Below are 13,911 nucleotides of genomic sequence, written 5' to 3'. Positions count from 1 at the left end.
TCGCGCGCTTTCGTTGCACGCTTTGCTCGCAAATGGGGAGCGATACATGTCCGTGGTGCCGGATCAGCCGATCGAGATGGGGCGCAACCGTGACTATCCACAAACTGAGGGTTCGCACACTCGCGCTCTGCATCGCGTTCGCGTTACTGGGCCCCGGCGTGTGTCTGGCTGACCAGGTGAAAGTCATGATGTCGGGCTGGTTTGCGCCAGCGTATCGTGATCTGGGCCCGCAATTCGAGGACGAGAGCGGCTATACGCTGGCCACCGTCTGGGGGGCGGCAACAGGCAACGCCCTGAATGCGATTCCCGTGCGGTTTGCGCGCGGCGAGTGGGCCGACGTGCTGATCGTGGTCAGCAATGCGCTCGACGACCAGGTTCGGGCCGGCAACGTGGTGCCCGGCAGCAAGGTGGACTTCGCACGCTCGCCAATCGGCCTCGTGGTGCGCGACGGCGTGCCGAAACCGGACATCAGCACGGTCGACGCCTTGCGCCGCACGCTGCTTGCGGCGAAGTCGATTGTCTATCCGGATAGTGCGAGTGGCGCCTATATCGCCAACGAACTGTTTTCGCGCCTGGGCCTTGACGGGCGCGTGAAAAGCAGGAGCCGCATGGTTTCCGCCGAGCGGGTCGCCACTGTCGTCGCGAACGGCGACGCGGAGATCGGCTTGCAACAGGTCGTGGAACTGTTGCCGGTGAAGGGGATAACGGTGGTCGGCAGTCTGCCCGCGGAAGTACAACGTTACACGGTGTACTCCGGCGGCATTGCGACCACGGCGAGAAATCCGCTCGGCGCAGCAGCGCTGATCCGCTTTCTGTCCTCGCCCGAGGCGGCGGCCGCGATTACGCACAGCGGGCTCGAACCGATCACGGCGCCGCAACCTCCTCCGCTGCCGCTGCCGCTGCTGCAGCCACAGCCGCAACTGGCACCGCAAGCACCGCTGCAACCGGTACCGCCGCCGCAACCACAACAGGCGCCACAAGAGCAGCAAGCGCAACCTCAACCTCAACCTCAACCGAATTGAGCGAAGCAGTCGTCCCGCCGATCAGCCATCACCGAAAGCTGGACTTCAACTCGCCGCCATCCCTTTTTCGGCCAGTTCTTTCTTCGCGCTTTCGTTCTTGGTCAGGTGCGTCAGGCCCATGCCGCGCAGGACGTTCGGCGCCTTCGTGAACTGGATGTTGTCGTAGCCCACGATCTCGATGCGATTGCCCCAGGGATCGCGAAAATCCAGAAACGGACCGTCGAGCGGTTTCACGCCCGCCGCCGCGAGCGCGGCGCGCGCCGCCTCCTTGTCGTCGACAACGAGGCCGACATGCCGGCCGTCGTCGGCGGGCTGTTTGCGTCCCGCCTGCAACGCGATGAACTGATCGCCAAGATCGATGAACGCCATCGTCCTGCTCTTGCCGCGCAACTGAAAGTCGAAGATGCGACCATAGAAAGCCAGCGCTTCCTCGATATCGCCGACTTCCAGCGCGACGTGATTGAAGCCGATGACGCGCGGCCTGGTGGTTGTGGTGTCAACCATTTCCCTCTCCTTCTGCAGCCAGTGCATAGCGTTCGCAAACTCGCCCGGAACCGAAATTCCGGCGAGACACCTCAAGTATGGGGATTGAAGTCGACTCACACTAGCGGGTCAAACAAGATTTGTTTGAGGTATTTTTGAATAAGAATCGTACCCGATGCGGCGCGCGTGCGAAGCGTAACCTATGATGGTTCGAGCGCAATGAGCCGGCAAACCGTGAGGGCACCAGCACCATGGACAGGACAGAGCGAACCATCAAGTGGCGCAGTCTGCCAAATGTAAGCAACGGCGCGAGCGAGCCCCGCAATCCGCTGCCGGCGGTCTGCGACGTTTCGGTGACGAACGTTTGCAACGCTGCGTGCGACTTCTGCGGCTTTTCGCGCGAGAAGAAAATGGCAGGCCCGCGCCGCTATCTCGATCCCGATGCGTTCGCGCGTGCCATGCCGATGCTGCGCAGACGCAAGATCCGCTACATGACGCTCCAGGGCGGCGAGCCGCTGGTGCACCCGCAAATCGAATCGCTGGTAGGCTCGGCCACGCAAGCCGGCATCCAGTGCGGCGTGATCACGAACGGCTGGTTCCTCCCCCGCCACATCAAGCAGCTCGCTGAAGCCGGCCTCAAGCGTCTCCTGATCTCGATCGATAGTGCGGACATGAGCGAGCACGAGCGCAATCGCGGCTTGCCCGGCCTCGCGGCCCGCATCCGCGAGGGCATCGCCCAGGCGCACACCTTCGGCATCCCGGTCTGCGCAACGGTGACAGTGAGCCATCTGGTCCGCTATGCAGCGCTTCCCGAAACGCTCAGCCAGCTTGGCTTCGATTCCGTGGTGTTTTCCTACCCAAGGCGCGACGCATTCGGTTCCACATCGCTGGTTTACGACGAGAATTCGAAGCTCGTCGACCTCAGCCGTGACGAGCTGCTCGAAGCATTGAGTGCCATCGAGGCCCTCAAAAAGCGCTTTCGCGTGATGGATCCGGGCGCCGCACTGGACGAAGTCGCGCGGTTCGTGCGCGGCGAGCGGCAACTCGTTCCGTGCATCGCCGGCAGCAAGTATTTTTATATCGACTGGAACCTCGACGTCTGGCGTTGCGAACCGTGGCATGAACCCATGGGCTCCGTGTTCGACCTCGACCGCCTGCCCGATCAACGCGAACCGTGCAACGCCTGCATGATGGGGTGCTACCGCCACGCCAGCGTCCTGATGCACGGTGCCAAGGCCGTCACTGACTCGGTCTATGCGCTCGGCAGGGGCGAGCTTCGCAATGCTGTCGGCTTCTTGTTCCAGCGCGGCGTGGCGTATTCGCTGTGGGCACTGGCCACTGAAGAATTACCTCGAACGGCGTTCACCGCATTGGCAGGACGGACCGGCACGCGCCGTTCATCGCCGCAAGGCGCATGAATCGAGGCTACGGGCAAATCACCGTCATGTTGAACGGGCCGCCGTTCGCCGCAGCATGAGCGACGGCCTCGTTCGCATCGTCGAGCGCGAAGGTCGTCACATCGAAATGGCCCAGATCGAGCAGTGCGCCGCGAATCAAGCCTGACATCAGCGTCACGGCGTGCGTGGGGTACATCCACTTGCCCCGCACCGTGATGTCATTGCGCATGAGCCACGGATATGGCAGTTCAAGCCCGGCTCCGCCGAGCATGCCGACACCGCCCATCAGGACCACGCGCCCGTAAGGGCGGACCGCCATCACCGCGGCACGCACCGTCGTCGCCGGAACCGAGGGCGGCATCAGGTCCATCACGCAGTCGATCGGCCCAGGCGCCGCTCGTTGCATGCGTTCGCGGTCCGTTGCTTCGTCGCCGGAAAGCGCCACGGTTCGCACGCGCTCGCCGAATTTGCGCGCCAGCTTCTCGAGCGCCTGCACGTTGCGTCCGGGTGCAACGACGCAGCGCGCGCCCATGGCGAGCGCGACCGCAACGCACGCGCTGCCGAAGTTGCCGGTCGCGCCACTCACGAGCAGGATTTCGCCGGCCCGCAGATCGGACGCGAGCAGTCCGCCATACGGCACGAGCAGCGTATTGAGCGCGCACCAGCGCGCGGCCTCGGCCGGATCGATATCGCCGATACGCACCGCGTTCTCGGTCGGCACCCTTACCCGTTCCGCAAACGGGCCGTCATGAAAATAGCGCTGCAATTTCTGGCCGCCCTCGCCCCGCGCGCTCCAGCCCTGCAGCACGATGTCGGGCATGAGTGCGTCGTCGCGCGCACGCACCGTCGGATCGCAGAACACCCAATCGCCCGGTTGCAGCTTCGTCGTATCCGGGCCGATGGTTCGAACCCGGCCGATCGCGCCGCAGCCAGGCACGATCGGCAGCGCGATGGGATAGCGGCGCTCTCCGCTGAACACTTCCTGCGCATAGGACAACACCGGCGCCGCAACGACGTCCACGATGACCTCGCCGGTGCCGGCAGAGGGGTCCGGTATCCGTTCGATCGCGAGCGGCGTGTCGAGCGTTTTCAGAATGGCAGCTTTCATGGCGCTTCCAGAAGGGGGAACGAGCCGATTCTGGCAGGCTTAGAATGGGCAACAAGGCCCGCTGCGATCCCAGGATTGCGCCGTCCCACCCTGCACGAAGCGAACGCGATGACAGCCACGACACAAACCCAATTCGGCGATTTTCTGCGCTCCCGGCGCAAGAAGCTGAGCCCCGACGACGTCGGCCTGGGCGGCGGACGGCGCCGCCGCACGCCCGGCTTGCGGCGTGAAGAAGTCGCGGAACTCGCGGGCATCGGCGTCGACTGGTATGTCCGGCTCGAGCAGGGACGCGCGGTCAGCCCCTCGAATGCGACGCTCGATGCGCTTGCCCAGGCATTGCGGCTCGACAAGGCCGAAACCGCCCATTTGCGCGCGCTCGCGCAGCGTGGCGAGGCACGCACTTTCGCGCGTGAGAGCGTGCCGCCAACCCTTGCGCGAATCGTCGCCAGTCTCGCGCTGCCGGCCTACGTGACCGGCCGGCGCTGGGACATCCTCGTGTGCAACGAGGCCGCCTCCGATCTGCTGGGCTTCGATCGCCTCGCTGCGAAAGACCGCAACATCATGGTCTACATGTTCATCGAACCCGAGGCACGGCGGCTCTTTGGCGCGGGCTGGTCCGACGAAGCCCGCCGCATGATCGCGCTGTTTCGCACGAGCCACGACCTCCATGCGGGCGACCCGGCGTTCGTCGAGCTGGTCGAGCGCCTGCGTTCAGGCAGCGAGGAGTTCGCGAGGTGGTGGAGTGCGCACGACGTGCGCAGCGGCGCGTCGGGCCAGAAGGTCTTTGCGCACGCGAAGCGCGGTATGCAGCGCTATGAGTACGCGACGTTTCAGGCGAACGACGATCCGGCGCTGAAACTCGCAATCTATACGCCGATCGATGCGGATGCCGTTTAGCCTGTCGCGGCAACCAGCGTATGGTGCGCCCGCTTGCCGGCGTGGTGTTTGACGCTCTGCCGGTGCGCACCGGACGTCGGGGCGCTCCGGTACGATGCGAGCCGCACCCTGACGCCGTGCGAACGCGCGAGCGTCGCATAGTGATGATGCGCACGGGCGCTTGCGTAATAGCGCGGTTCGACGACCGGCGTGTCTTCGCCGTTCAGCCAACGCCGTATCGTGACGAGATCGGCAGAGCGTCCCCACGAGGTTCGCGAGCCGAGCAGCGCAATCATCACCTGCCCGTTCGGCATGTTCGCATCGACCACGATGCAGCGCCCCGCCTCGCGGATATAGCCTGTCTTTGCGACCAGCACGTCCCAATCGGCTGAGCTCACTATCGGGTCGGTGTTGTGATAGAACCGCGTCCTCGTGCCGATCGCCTCTTCGTAACGGGGAAGCGTCGTGTATTCGCTGATCAACGGATAGCGCGCCGCGGCGTCCGCCATCTTCACGACATCGCGCGCCGTCGAGAGATTCTCGGGCGAGAGCCCGGTTGGATCGTCGAAGTGCGTATTGGCCATATGCAGCGCGCGCGCCTTTTCATTCATCAGGCGGATGAACGCCGGCTGGCCGCCCGGGAACGCATGCGAAAGCGCGGAGGCAGCGCGGTTCTCCGACGCCATGAGCGCAAGACGCAGCATCTCTCCGCGCTCGAGCGACGCACCGACAGGGAGGCGGGACCCCGTATGCTTGAGCCGATCGATGTCGTCGTTGTCGACGGTCACCGTGTCTCCCAAGGGCTGGGCGCTGTCCAGCACGACCATTGCCGTCATCAGCTTGGTGAGCGACGCGATCGGCTGGGCCTCGTCGGCGTTCTTTTCGAGCAGGACTTCGTGGCGCGCGACGTCGTACACGATCGCGCTGTGTGAATGGAGCAATGGCGTCTCGCCCCACGCGACGAACGGCGCCGAAGCGAGCAATAGCGCGCTGAGGAATTTATTCATGGCGTTCACACCCTGGGACGGCAATCAGGCGATGGCGGGTCCAACGTGCAACTGATCCCCAACGATTCAACTGTAGTTGCTCGTCGCACGAATGAGTGTGGGAAAGAGGACAGAATTCTTGTCCTTCAAAGCGGCTATTCAGCGCCTTGCGAACATACCTCCGACGTCTTGAGCTAGTGCTAGTGACGCGCGCGAGGCGTGCCGCGTTTCCTTGCGCGCCGCCCTCGCCCGTTCGTCTTCCAGTTCAGGAAGCTGGCCACGGCAGCCGCAATGAATGTGACGAAAGTCGAGGCCGACGAAGCGAGGAGCGTGTATTCCCCTGGATTCATCGAGGGCGTTGCCGACTGGAATCGGGATGCGGACGAGGATGGGACTGCCGGGGCGCTTCTCGGCGAGGCTGGCGAGATGCGCGACGCTGACGCGCCTTTGAGCTGCACGACGGTTGCTGGCGGCAGCGGAGCCGCCCACTTGTAGCGCACAAAGAGGGCGGCCGTGACGCAAAAGAATCCCATGAAGAGACCCAGAAACAACCGGCAAAACAGTTCGAGCCTGAGGGAATGAGCCATGTCAGCCTCCGTCGTCGTCAACGGTTCCCACAGGCTTATATTGCGCTGGCAATGGCAAAAGGGAATAGCTTCAGACAGATAGTCGCTCGACGATTTCATCGAACGACGGCCGCATTTCGACTTGCTCGGCGAAACAGTCTGCGATCAGCGCATCGAGCCCGGTATCGCGATCGCGAGCCTCTCCGGTCAAACGCTGCGCGAGTTCTTCCAGCAGGCAGCCAAACGCACGCACCTCGATGCGCTCGAGCGCCTGCGACTGTGCGCGATCGTCGCTATCGTGAAAGGACGCCGCGCCGAAGTCGCCGAGCAAGACGTGCCCTGAGCCGTCGTGCAGGATGTTGTGCGCATAGAGATCGCCGTGCATGATCCCGCGCCCGTGCAGATGCTGCGCCGCCGATGCGATCCCGCGCGCGATCTGCAATGCAACCGGGCGGTCGAACAGAACATCGGCCGCGTAGACGTCACGCGTACACGAGTCGAGGCTCGGAGGACCGGCGAGATTGGCGAACGACGGAGGGATGAGTTCCATCACGAGGCCGTGCTCGCCCAGCGGATGACCCGTGATCTTGCCGAGCACCGGGATGAGGTTCGGATGCGAACCGGCCTGCAGACACGCCGCCATTTCCAGCTCCGGCAAACCGTCGCTCGTGACCGCGCCCTTGAACAGCTTGACGGCCACCGCCTCCACCGGATGGCCGTCGCGCAAAAGACGCGTCGCGCGATGCGTCACGCCCGATGCGCCCTCGCCGAGCGTTTGCCCGAGCGCGAGCGTATGCCAGTCGATATCGGGCACCGGCGCATCGGCCAGCGCCACCTGCTCACGCGCGACGTTCAGCGGATTGCCGGCATAGGCGAGCCACGCGAGCCGCGGCAGGCGCAACAGCCAGTCGGGCAAGGCGTCGAGCCGGTTCGCCGAAATCCGCAGCAGTTCGAGCCGGCTGCACGCGGCCATCGTCTCGGGCAACGCGCGCAGCCGGTTGCCGGCGAGCATCAGCTTCTGCAGATGCGGACGCTCGCCGATTTCGGCCGGCAGCGCGTCGACGTCGTTATCGGTCAGGATCAGCCAGCGCAATTGCGGCGGCAGCGCGCGCCCCGAAACGCGGCGGATGCGGTTCGCCTTGAAGCCGACCATGCTCAGCGATTCGCAGTCGCCGAGGACGGGCGGCAACTCGGTGAACGGATTGTTCGAGGCGAACAGAATGCGCAGACGGCGCAGCCTCGGCAGGTCGTCCGGCAGCGACGTGAGCGCATTGCCCGAGAGGTCGAGCACCTCCAGGGTGTCGGCGAGGTCGAAGATCTCGCGCGGAAATTCGGTCAAGCCGCAGGCGAGCTTGAGCTGTCGGGCGCCGGCGAGTTGTCCGTCACGCAGTTGTTCGAGGGTAGCGGTCTTCACGCGTGAATGGAATCGAGTAATGGCAAGGAAGTCACAAGCGCCGCTGCACAACTCAGCGCCGACCCTTGCAATTCTAGCGGGTGACTCGCCTGGGCCGCATTTTGGGCTGCAAGCTTCAGGAACGCGCCTGCTCGCTTGCGGCAGCCTGCTCGTGCACGCTCGTCGCCGACCAGCCGCCGCCCAGCACCTTGTACAGCGTGACCTGATTCGAGAGCTTCGCCAGCTCGTCGCTGACGAGTTGCTCCTGTGCCGTATAGAGCGTGCGCTGCGCGGTCAGCACGGTCAGGAAGCTGTCGGTGCCGGTCTTGTAGCGCGCCTGCGCGAGATCGTAGTAATCCTGCGCCGATTTCACGTAGTCGCGGTCCGCCGCGACCTGATCGACATAGGTCGCGCGCCCCGCCAGTGCGTTCGACACTTCCTTGAACGCCGTCTGGATCGCCTTTTCGTAGTCGGCCACGTCGATATCCTTCTCGATCTTCGCCACGTCGAGCGACGCCTTGTTGCTGCCGTAATCGAAGATCGGCATCGTGATCGTCGGCGCGAACGTCCACGCGCCCGTGCTCGCCTTGAACAGCTGCGAGAGGCTCGTGCTGGCCGTGCCGGCGCTCGCTGTCAGCTCGATCTTGGGGAAGAATGCCGCGCGGGCGGCGCCGATGTTCGCGTTCGCCGCCTTGAGCGTATGCTCCGCCTCGACGATATCGGGCCGCCGCGCGAGCAGATCGGACGGCATGCCCGCATCGACGACGGCGAACATGGTGTCGCTCTCGAGCAGCGTGGGCCCGGTGGCGAAGTCGTCGGGCAACGGGCAGCCGATTTCGGCAATCAGATTGTTGCGGTCCTGCGCGACCGCGCGCGTGTATGACGCCGCGCTTGCGCGTGCGCTCGCCAGCGAGGTCTGCGCCTCGCGCACGTCCTGCAGCGACGCGCTGCCGATCTTCATCATGCTCACCGTGAGGTCGTAGGTGCTCTGATCGGCCGCGACGGTGTCGGTCGAGACCTTCAGCAAGGTCTCGTCGGAGAGCAATTGCAGATAGTCGGTCGCCACGTCGGCCACGAGCGAAAGCTGCGTGCTGGTGCGCGAGGCCTGCGTCGACAGATAGTTTTCGAGCGCCTGGCGCTTGAGGCTGCGGATGCGCCCGAAAAAGTCGATTTCCCACGACGTCGTGCCGACCGACACGGTATTCGAGTGGCTGACCGCGCCATCGGTGCGCGTGTTCGTGAGCGAGCCGCCGGCGTCGATCGTCGGCGCCAGTTCGGCGCGCGTGATGCGGTACTGCGCCTCGTACTCGGCCACCTGCAGCGCCGCGACCCGCAGGTCCCGGTTGTGGTCGAGTGCGAGCGCGATCAGCTCCTGCAGGCGCGGGTCCTTGAAGTAATTGCGCCAGCCGACCTCGGCCGCGTTCGGTGCCGCAGGTGAGTTGGCAGGCGTGGGGGACGTAGCCGCCGATGCACCCGCGTCGTACGCGGTGCCCGTTGGCCACCCGGTGGCGACCGGCGCTGCGGGCCGCTGATAAACCGGGTCGAGAGAACATGCACTCAGTGCTGCCGCACAAAGCACTGTCAAGAGCTTCAGTTTCATTGCTGGTCCTTTGCGGGCTGTACGGCTTCGCCGTCGCCATGCTCCTTGAACAGCCGGCGCACGACGATGAAGAACACGGGCACGAAGAAGATGGCGAGCGCCGTCGCCGCGATCATCCCGCCGGCAACGCCGGTTCCGATCGCATGGCGCGCGGCCGAGCCCGCGCCGGTGCTGATCACGAGCGGCAAAACGCCGAACACGAACGCCAGCGAGGTCATCAGGATCGGTCGCAAGCGCTGGTGCGCCGCTTCGAGCGTGGCCTCGACGAGCCCGCGTCCCTGCTCCTGGAGGTCCTTCGCGAATTCGACGATCAGAATCGCGTTCTTCGTTGCGAGGCCGATTGTCGTCAGCAGGCCGACCTTGAAATAGACGTCGTTCGACAGCCCGCGCAAATGCGCGCCCAGCAACGCGCCCAGCACGCCGATCGGCACCACGAGAATGACCGCGAGCGGCACCGACCAGCTTTCGTACAGCCCCGCGAGGCACAGGAACACCACGATCAGCGAAATCGCATACAGATACGTGGCCTGCGAACCGGCGAGCACTTCCTGATACGACTGCCCCGTCCACTCGATGCCGAATCCGGCCGGCAATTGCTTCGCGAGATTTTCGACGGCGGCCATCGCCTGGCCGGTGCTCACACCGGGTGCAGGCTGCGCGCTCATCTGCATCGACAGTTCGCGGTTGTAGCGTTCGATCTGCGGCGGACCAAACGTCCAGCGCGTGGTGGCGAACGCCGAGAACGGCACCATCTGGCCGTCGTAGCCGGTCGTCGTCGTGGACGATGTCGACGACGAACCCGAAGTCGAACTCGACGATGACGAAGTACTCGACGACGACGAATCCGCGCGCACGTACCATTGCCCGATGTCGTCTGGCATCATCCGGTACGGTGCGTCCGCCTGCACGTAGACCTTCTGGATCCGCCCCGTATCGATGTAATTGTTCACGTATGCAGAGCCGAACGCGGTGGAAATCGTCGTGTCGACATCGGCGATCGACAGCCCGAACGCACTCGCTTTCTCCCGGTCGATATCGACATAAAGCTGCGGCGTATCTTCGAGGCCGGCCGAACGCGTCATGGCGAGCGACGGGTCCTTCGCGGCCAGCGCGAGGAACTGGTTGCGCGCCTTCAACAGCTTGTCATGCCCCTGGCCCGCGCGGTCCTCGATCTCGAAGTCGAGGCCGCTTTGCGTGCCGAGACCATGAATCGCGGGCTCGTTCATCACGAAGATCTGCGCATCGCGATTGCCCGCGAAGACCGCGTTCGCGCGATTGATCACTGCCTGCGCGCTATCGTTCGAGCCGCGCTGGCTCCAGTCCTTCAGCTGCACGAATGCGAGCGCATTGTTCTGCCCCTGCCCGTTGAAACTGAAACCGTTCACGGCCATCACGTGCGTCACCGCGGGCTGCTTCAGAAAGTACTGTTCGACGGCGCCCACGGTCTGTAGCGTCTTCGAAGAAGGCGTGCCGACCGGCGCCGAAATCGACACCATGATCGAGCCCTGGTCCTCTTCCGGCAGATACGACGAAGGCAGCGTCACGTACAGAATGCCGACCACGCCCGCGATGAGTGCATAACCGAGCATCCAGCGCGCGGGCCTGGCCACCACGCGCGCAAGCGTGGTGCTGTAGCACGCGTTGCTCTTCGTGAAGAAGCGATTGAACGCGCCAAGCAAGCCGCGACTCTGCGCGTGCTCGACGGCCGACGGGTTCAGCAGGCTCGCGCAGAGCGCGGGCGTGAGCGTCATGGCGAGCAGCACCGAGAGCACCATCGCCGAAACGATGGTGACCGAGAACTGGCGATAGATCGCGCCGGTCGAGCCGGAAAAGAAGGCCATGGGGATGAAGACGGCGGTCAGCACGGTCGTCACGCCCACGAGCGCGCCGGTGATCTGGCTCATCGCCTTCTTCGTGGCCGCCTTCGCGTCGAGCTTCTCCTCGGCCATGATGCGCTCGACGTTTTCGACGACGACGATCGCGTCGTCCACGAGCAGGCCGATCGCGAGCACCATGGCGAACATCGAAAGCACGTTGATCGAAAAGCCGATCGCCGACATCACCCCCAGCGTGCCGAGCAGCGCGACCGGCACGACGATCGTCGGAATCAGCGTCGCACGCAGGTTCTGCAGGAACAGATACATCACGAGGAACACGAGGATCACCGCTTCGAAGAGCGTCTTCATGACCTCCTCGATCGAGATCTTCACGAACGGCGTGGAGTCGTACGGATACGCGATCGCCACGTCCTTGGGCAACTGCGGCTGCAGCTCCACGAGCTTCGCGCGCACGGCCTTCGCGACCGCCATGGCGTTCGCGCCGGTCGAGAGCTTGACGGCCAGCGCGGCGGCCGGCTTGCCGTCGAGCCGCGAGGACGTATCGTATGAATCGCCGCCCACCTCGACGCGTGCGACGTCCTTGAGCCGAACCTTCGAGCCGTCGCTATTCACGCGCAGGAGAATGTCGCCGAACTGGTCGGGCGTCGTCATCAGGCTCGACGCCGAGATCGTCGCATTGATCGCTTGGGAATCCGTAGCAGGCGCGCCGCCGAGTTCGCCCACGGAAAGCTGCACGTTCTGGTTGGTGACCGCCGTCGTTACGTCGGACGCGGTGACGCCGAAGCTGCGCAGCTTCACGGGATCGAGCCAGATCCGCATGGCATGCTGCGCGCCGAACAGCGTGACGTCGCCCACGCCGTTGATCTGCGTAAGCGGGTCCTCGATCTGCGTGGCGATGACGTTGCCGAGGTCGATCGAATTGAGCGTGCCGCCCGGCGACGACAGCGCGACGATCATCAGAAAGTCGCTCGACGCCTTCGCGACCTGCACGCCCTGCTCCTGCACCGTCTCCGGCAGCGAGGCGGTGGCCTGGGTCACCTTGTTCTGGACCTGCACCTGCGCGATGTCCGGATTCGTGCCGGGCCGGAACGTCAGGTTGATGGTCGCCTGCCCCGCGCCGCTGCTAGTCGACGACATGTACAGCAGGTTATCGATGCCGGAAAGCTTCTGCTCGATCACCTGGGTGACGGTCTTCGCGACCGTGTCGGCGGAGGCGCCCGGATAGGTCGCCGTGACCTGCACCGAAGGCGGCGCGATGGTCGGATATTGCTCGATCGGCAGCGTGGTCGTCGCCGCGCCGCCGATCAACATGATGACGATCGCAACGACCCACGCGAGGATCGGGCGCTGGATGAAGAAACCTGCCATGCGCCCTCCTTACGACTTCGCCGCTGAAGCTGCTGCTGAAGTCACAGCAACGCCCGAGGCGGCATCAGCGGCCACGTGTACCGCCACGCCAGCCTGCACCTTCTGCAACCCGCTCACGATCACGCGATCGCCGGCCTTCAGTCCGCTCGTGACGATCCACTGGTCTGCATAGGCGCTGTCCGCTTGCACGGCCACCTGCTTCGCATGCCCCGTCGCATCGACGACCCACACGCTCGCGCCGCCGTCCGAAGCACGCGTGACCGCGAGTTGCGGCACGAGCAGCGCGCTCGTGCTCTCGCCCTCGTCGAGCTGCGCGCGCACGAACATGCCGGGCAGCAGTTCGCCGTCCGGGTTCGGGAAGACCATGCGCAGCGTGACCGAGCCCGTCGTCGCGTCGACGGTGATGCCCGAAAACTGCAGCACGCCTGCGTGTGCGTACGTTGTGCCGTCCTCCATCACGAGCTGCACCGCCGCGCCCGTGCCCGCGCGCTTGAGCCGACCCGAGGCGAACGCCTTGCGCAAGCGCAGCCAGTCGGCGCTCGAGCGCGTGACGTCGAGGTACATCTCGTCGTATGCCTGAATGGTGGCGAGTGCCGTGGTCTGCTCCGAGGTCACGAGCGCGCCTTCCGTCACCGACGAAGCGCCGATGCGGCCTGAAATGGGCGCCGTGATCCGCGTGTAGCCGAGATTGATACGCGCCGACTCGAGCGATGCGCGATCCGCAATCACGTCGGCCTCGTCCTCGCGAACGGCCGCGATCGCATCGTCGTTGTCCTGCGCGCTGACCGCGTTGATCTTCACGAGCTGTGCGTAGCGGTCGGCTTTCGTCTTTGCGGAAGCGAGCGTTGCCTGCGCCTTGGCGAGCGTGCCGCGCGCCTGATCGTAAGTCGCCTGGTAGGTGGCCGGATCGATCTGGTAGAGCACCTGCCCCGCCTTCACGTCCGAACCCTCGACGAAGAACCGCTTCTGCACGATGCCGCCGATTTGCGGCCGCACATCCGAGACCTTGAGGGACGAAAGCCGGCCGGAAAGCTCGGCCGTCATCACGATGCGCTGCGGTGCGAGCGTCTTGACGCCGACTTCGACGCTCTGGCTGGCGGGGTTGGCGGGCATCCCGGCGTCGTGACGTTGACAGCCGGCGATCAATATGGCGGTCGAGCAGAAAAGCGCCGCGCCCAGGCGTTGGCTCTTCCAGCTCCGCCTCTTTCTAGCATGAATCTCTTGTGGCATATATCCCATCGAATCGTGCGTTGACTCGCCTTCCCGGAACATGG

At 64.8% G+C, this 13,911-nt stretch carries 11 protein-coding genes; 4 read left to right on the top strand and 7 right to left on the bottom strand.

What is annotated here, in order from left to right; genetic code table 11:
- Positions 1-89: 89 nt before the first annotated feature.
- Positions 90-1,022, top strand: coding sequence for a substrate-binding domain-containing protein (locus AB4Y40_RS29095; RefSeq protein ID WP_368690797.1), 933 nt, complete (start codon positions 90-92; stop codon positions 1,020-1,022).
- Positions 1,023-1,067: 45 nt separating this feature from the next.
- On the opposite strand, the gene AB4Y40_RS29090 is transcribed toward AB4Y40_RS29095, so the two are convergent.
- A complete protein-coding gene (locus AB4Y40_RS29090; protein ID WP_368690796.1) occupies positions 1,068-1,526 on the bottom strand; it encodes a VOC family protein in 459 nt (152 codons plus the stop codon).
- 230 nt (positions 1,527-1,756) lie between these two features.
- Here AB4Y40_RS29090 and AB4Y40_RS29085 point away from each other — a divergent pair, with 230 nt between their 5' ends.
- Positions 1,757-2,923: a radical SAM protein gene (locus AB4Y40_RS29085; protein ID WP_368690795.1), complete on the top strand. Its 1,167-nt coding sequence runs from the start codon at positions 1,757-1,759 to the stop codon at positions 2,921-2,923.
- Between the two features lie 7 nt (positions 2,924-2,930).
- Here the strand turns inward: AB4Y40_RS29085 and AB4Y40_RS29080 are convergent, their stop codons facing one another.
- On the bottom strand, positions 2,931-4,010 hold the full coding sequence (locus AB4Y40_RS29080) for a zinc-binding dehydrogenase (RefSeq protein WP_368690794.1): 1,080 nt from the start codon (positions 4,008-4,010) through the stop codon (positions 2,931-2,933).
- A gap of 108 nt (positions 4,011-4,118) precedes the next feature.
- On the opposite strand from AB4Y40_RS29080, the gene AB4Y40_RS29075 reads away from it, so the two are divergent.
- Complete coding sequence (locus AB4Y40_RS29075) at positions 4,119-4,907, top strand: helix-turn-helix transcriptional regulator (RefSeq protein ID WP_368690793.1); 789 nt, start codon at positions 4,119-4,121, stop codon at positions 4,905-4,907.
- Here the strand turns inward: AB4Y40_RS29075 and AB4Y40_RS29070 are convergent.
- Entirely contained in the window at positions 4,904-5,893 is a 990-nt protein-coding gene (locus AB4Y40_RS29070) for a D-alanyl-D-alanine carboxypeptidase family protein (protein WP_368690792.1), read from the bottom strand. The genes AB4Y40_RS29075 and AB4Y40_RS29070 overlap by 4 nt on opposite strands.
- 270 nt (positions 5,894-6,163) lie before the next feature.
- Here AB4Y40_RS29070 and AB4Y40_RS29065 point away from each other — a divergent pair, with 270 nt between their 5' ends.
- Positions 6,164-6,367 (top strand): hypothetical protein, encoded by a 204-nt coding sequence (locus AB4Y40_RS29065; protein ID WP_368690791.1) that lies wholly within the window; start codon positions 6,164-6,166, stop codon positions 6,365-6,367.
- A 162-nt stretch (positions 6,368-6,529) separates the two neighbouring features.
- Here AB4Y40_RS29065 and AB4Y40_RS29060 read toward each other — a convergent pair whose 3' ends face one another.
- The 4 genes from AB4Y40_RS29060 to AB4Y40_RS29045 form a co-directional block, all read right to left on the bottom strand.
- The gene (locus AB4Y40_RS29060; RefSeq protein ID WP_368690790.1) at positions 6,530-7,852 is read right to left on the bottom strand and encodes a leucine-rich repeat-containing protein kinase family protein; all 1,323 of its coding nucleotides are present in this window, start codon (positions 7,850-7,852) and stop codon (positions 6,530-6,532) included.
- 115 nt (positions 7,853-7,967) lie between these two features.
- Entirely contained in the window at positions 7,968-9,431 is a 1,464-nt protein-coding gene (locus AB4Y40_RS29055; RefSeq protein ID WP_368690789.1) for an efflux transporter outer membrane subunit, read from the bottom strand.
- A complete protein-coding gene (locus AB4Y40_RS29050) occupies positions 9,428-12,637 on the bottom strand; it encodes an efflux RND transporter permease subunit (protein WP_368690788.1) in 3,210 nt (1,069 codons plus the stop codon). The genes AB4Y40_RS29055 and AB4Y40_RS29050 overlap by 4 nt, the downstream gene beginning before the upstream one ends.
- A 9-nt stretch (positions 12,638-12,646) precedes the next feature.
- Entirely contained in the window at positions 12,647-13,750 is a 1,104-nt protein-coding gene (locus AB4Y40_RS29045) for an efflux RND transporter periplasmic adaptor subunit (protein ID WP_368690787.1), read from the bottom strand.
- Between the last annotated feature and the right edge of the window lie 161 nt (positions 13,751-13,911).

It is taken from the genome of Paraburkholderia sp. EG287B (assembly GCF_040965595.1).
In the GTDB taxonomy this organism is placed as follows: domain Bacteria; phylum Pseudomonadota; class Gammaproteobacteria; order Burkholderiales; family Burkholderiaceae; genus Paraburkholderia.
Note: the sequence above shows the minus strand (reverse complement) of the source record. Positions and strands in the feature narration are given on the sequence as shown.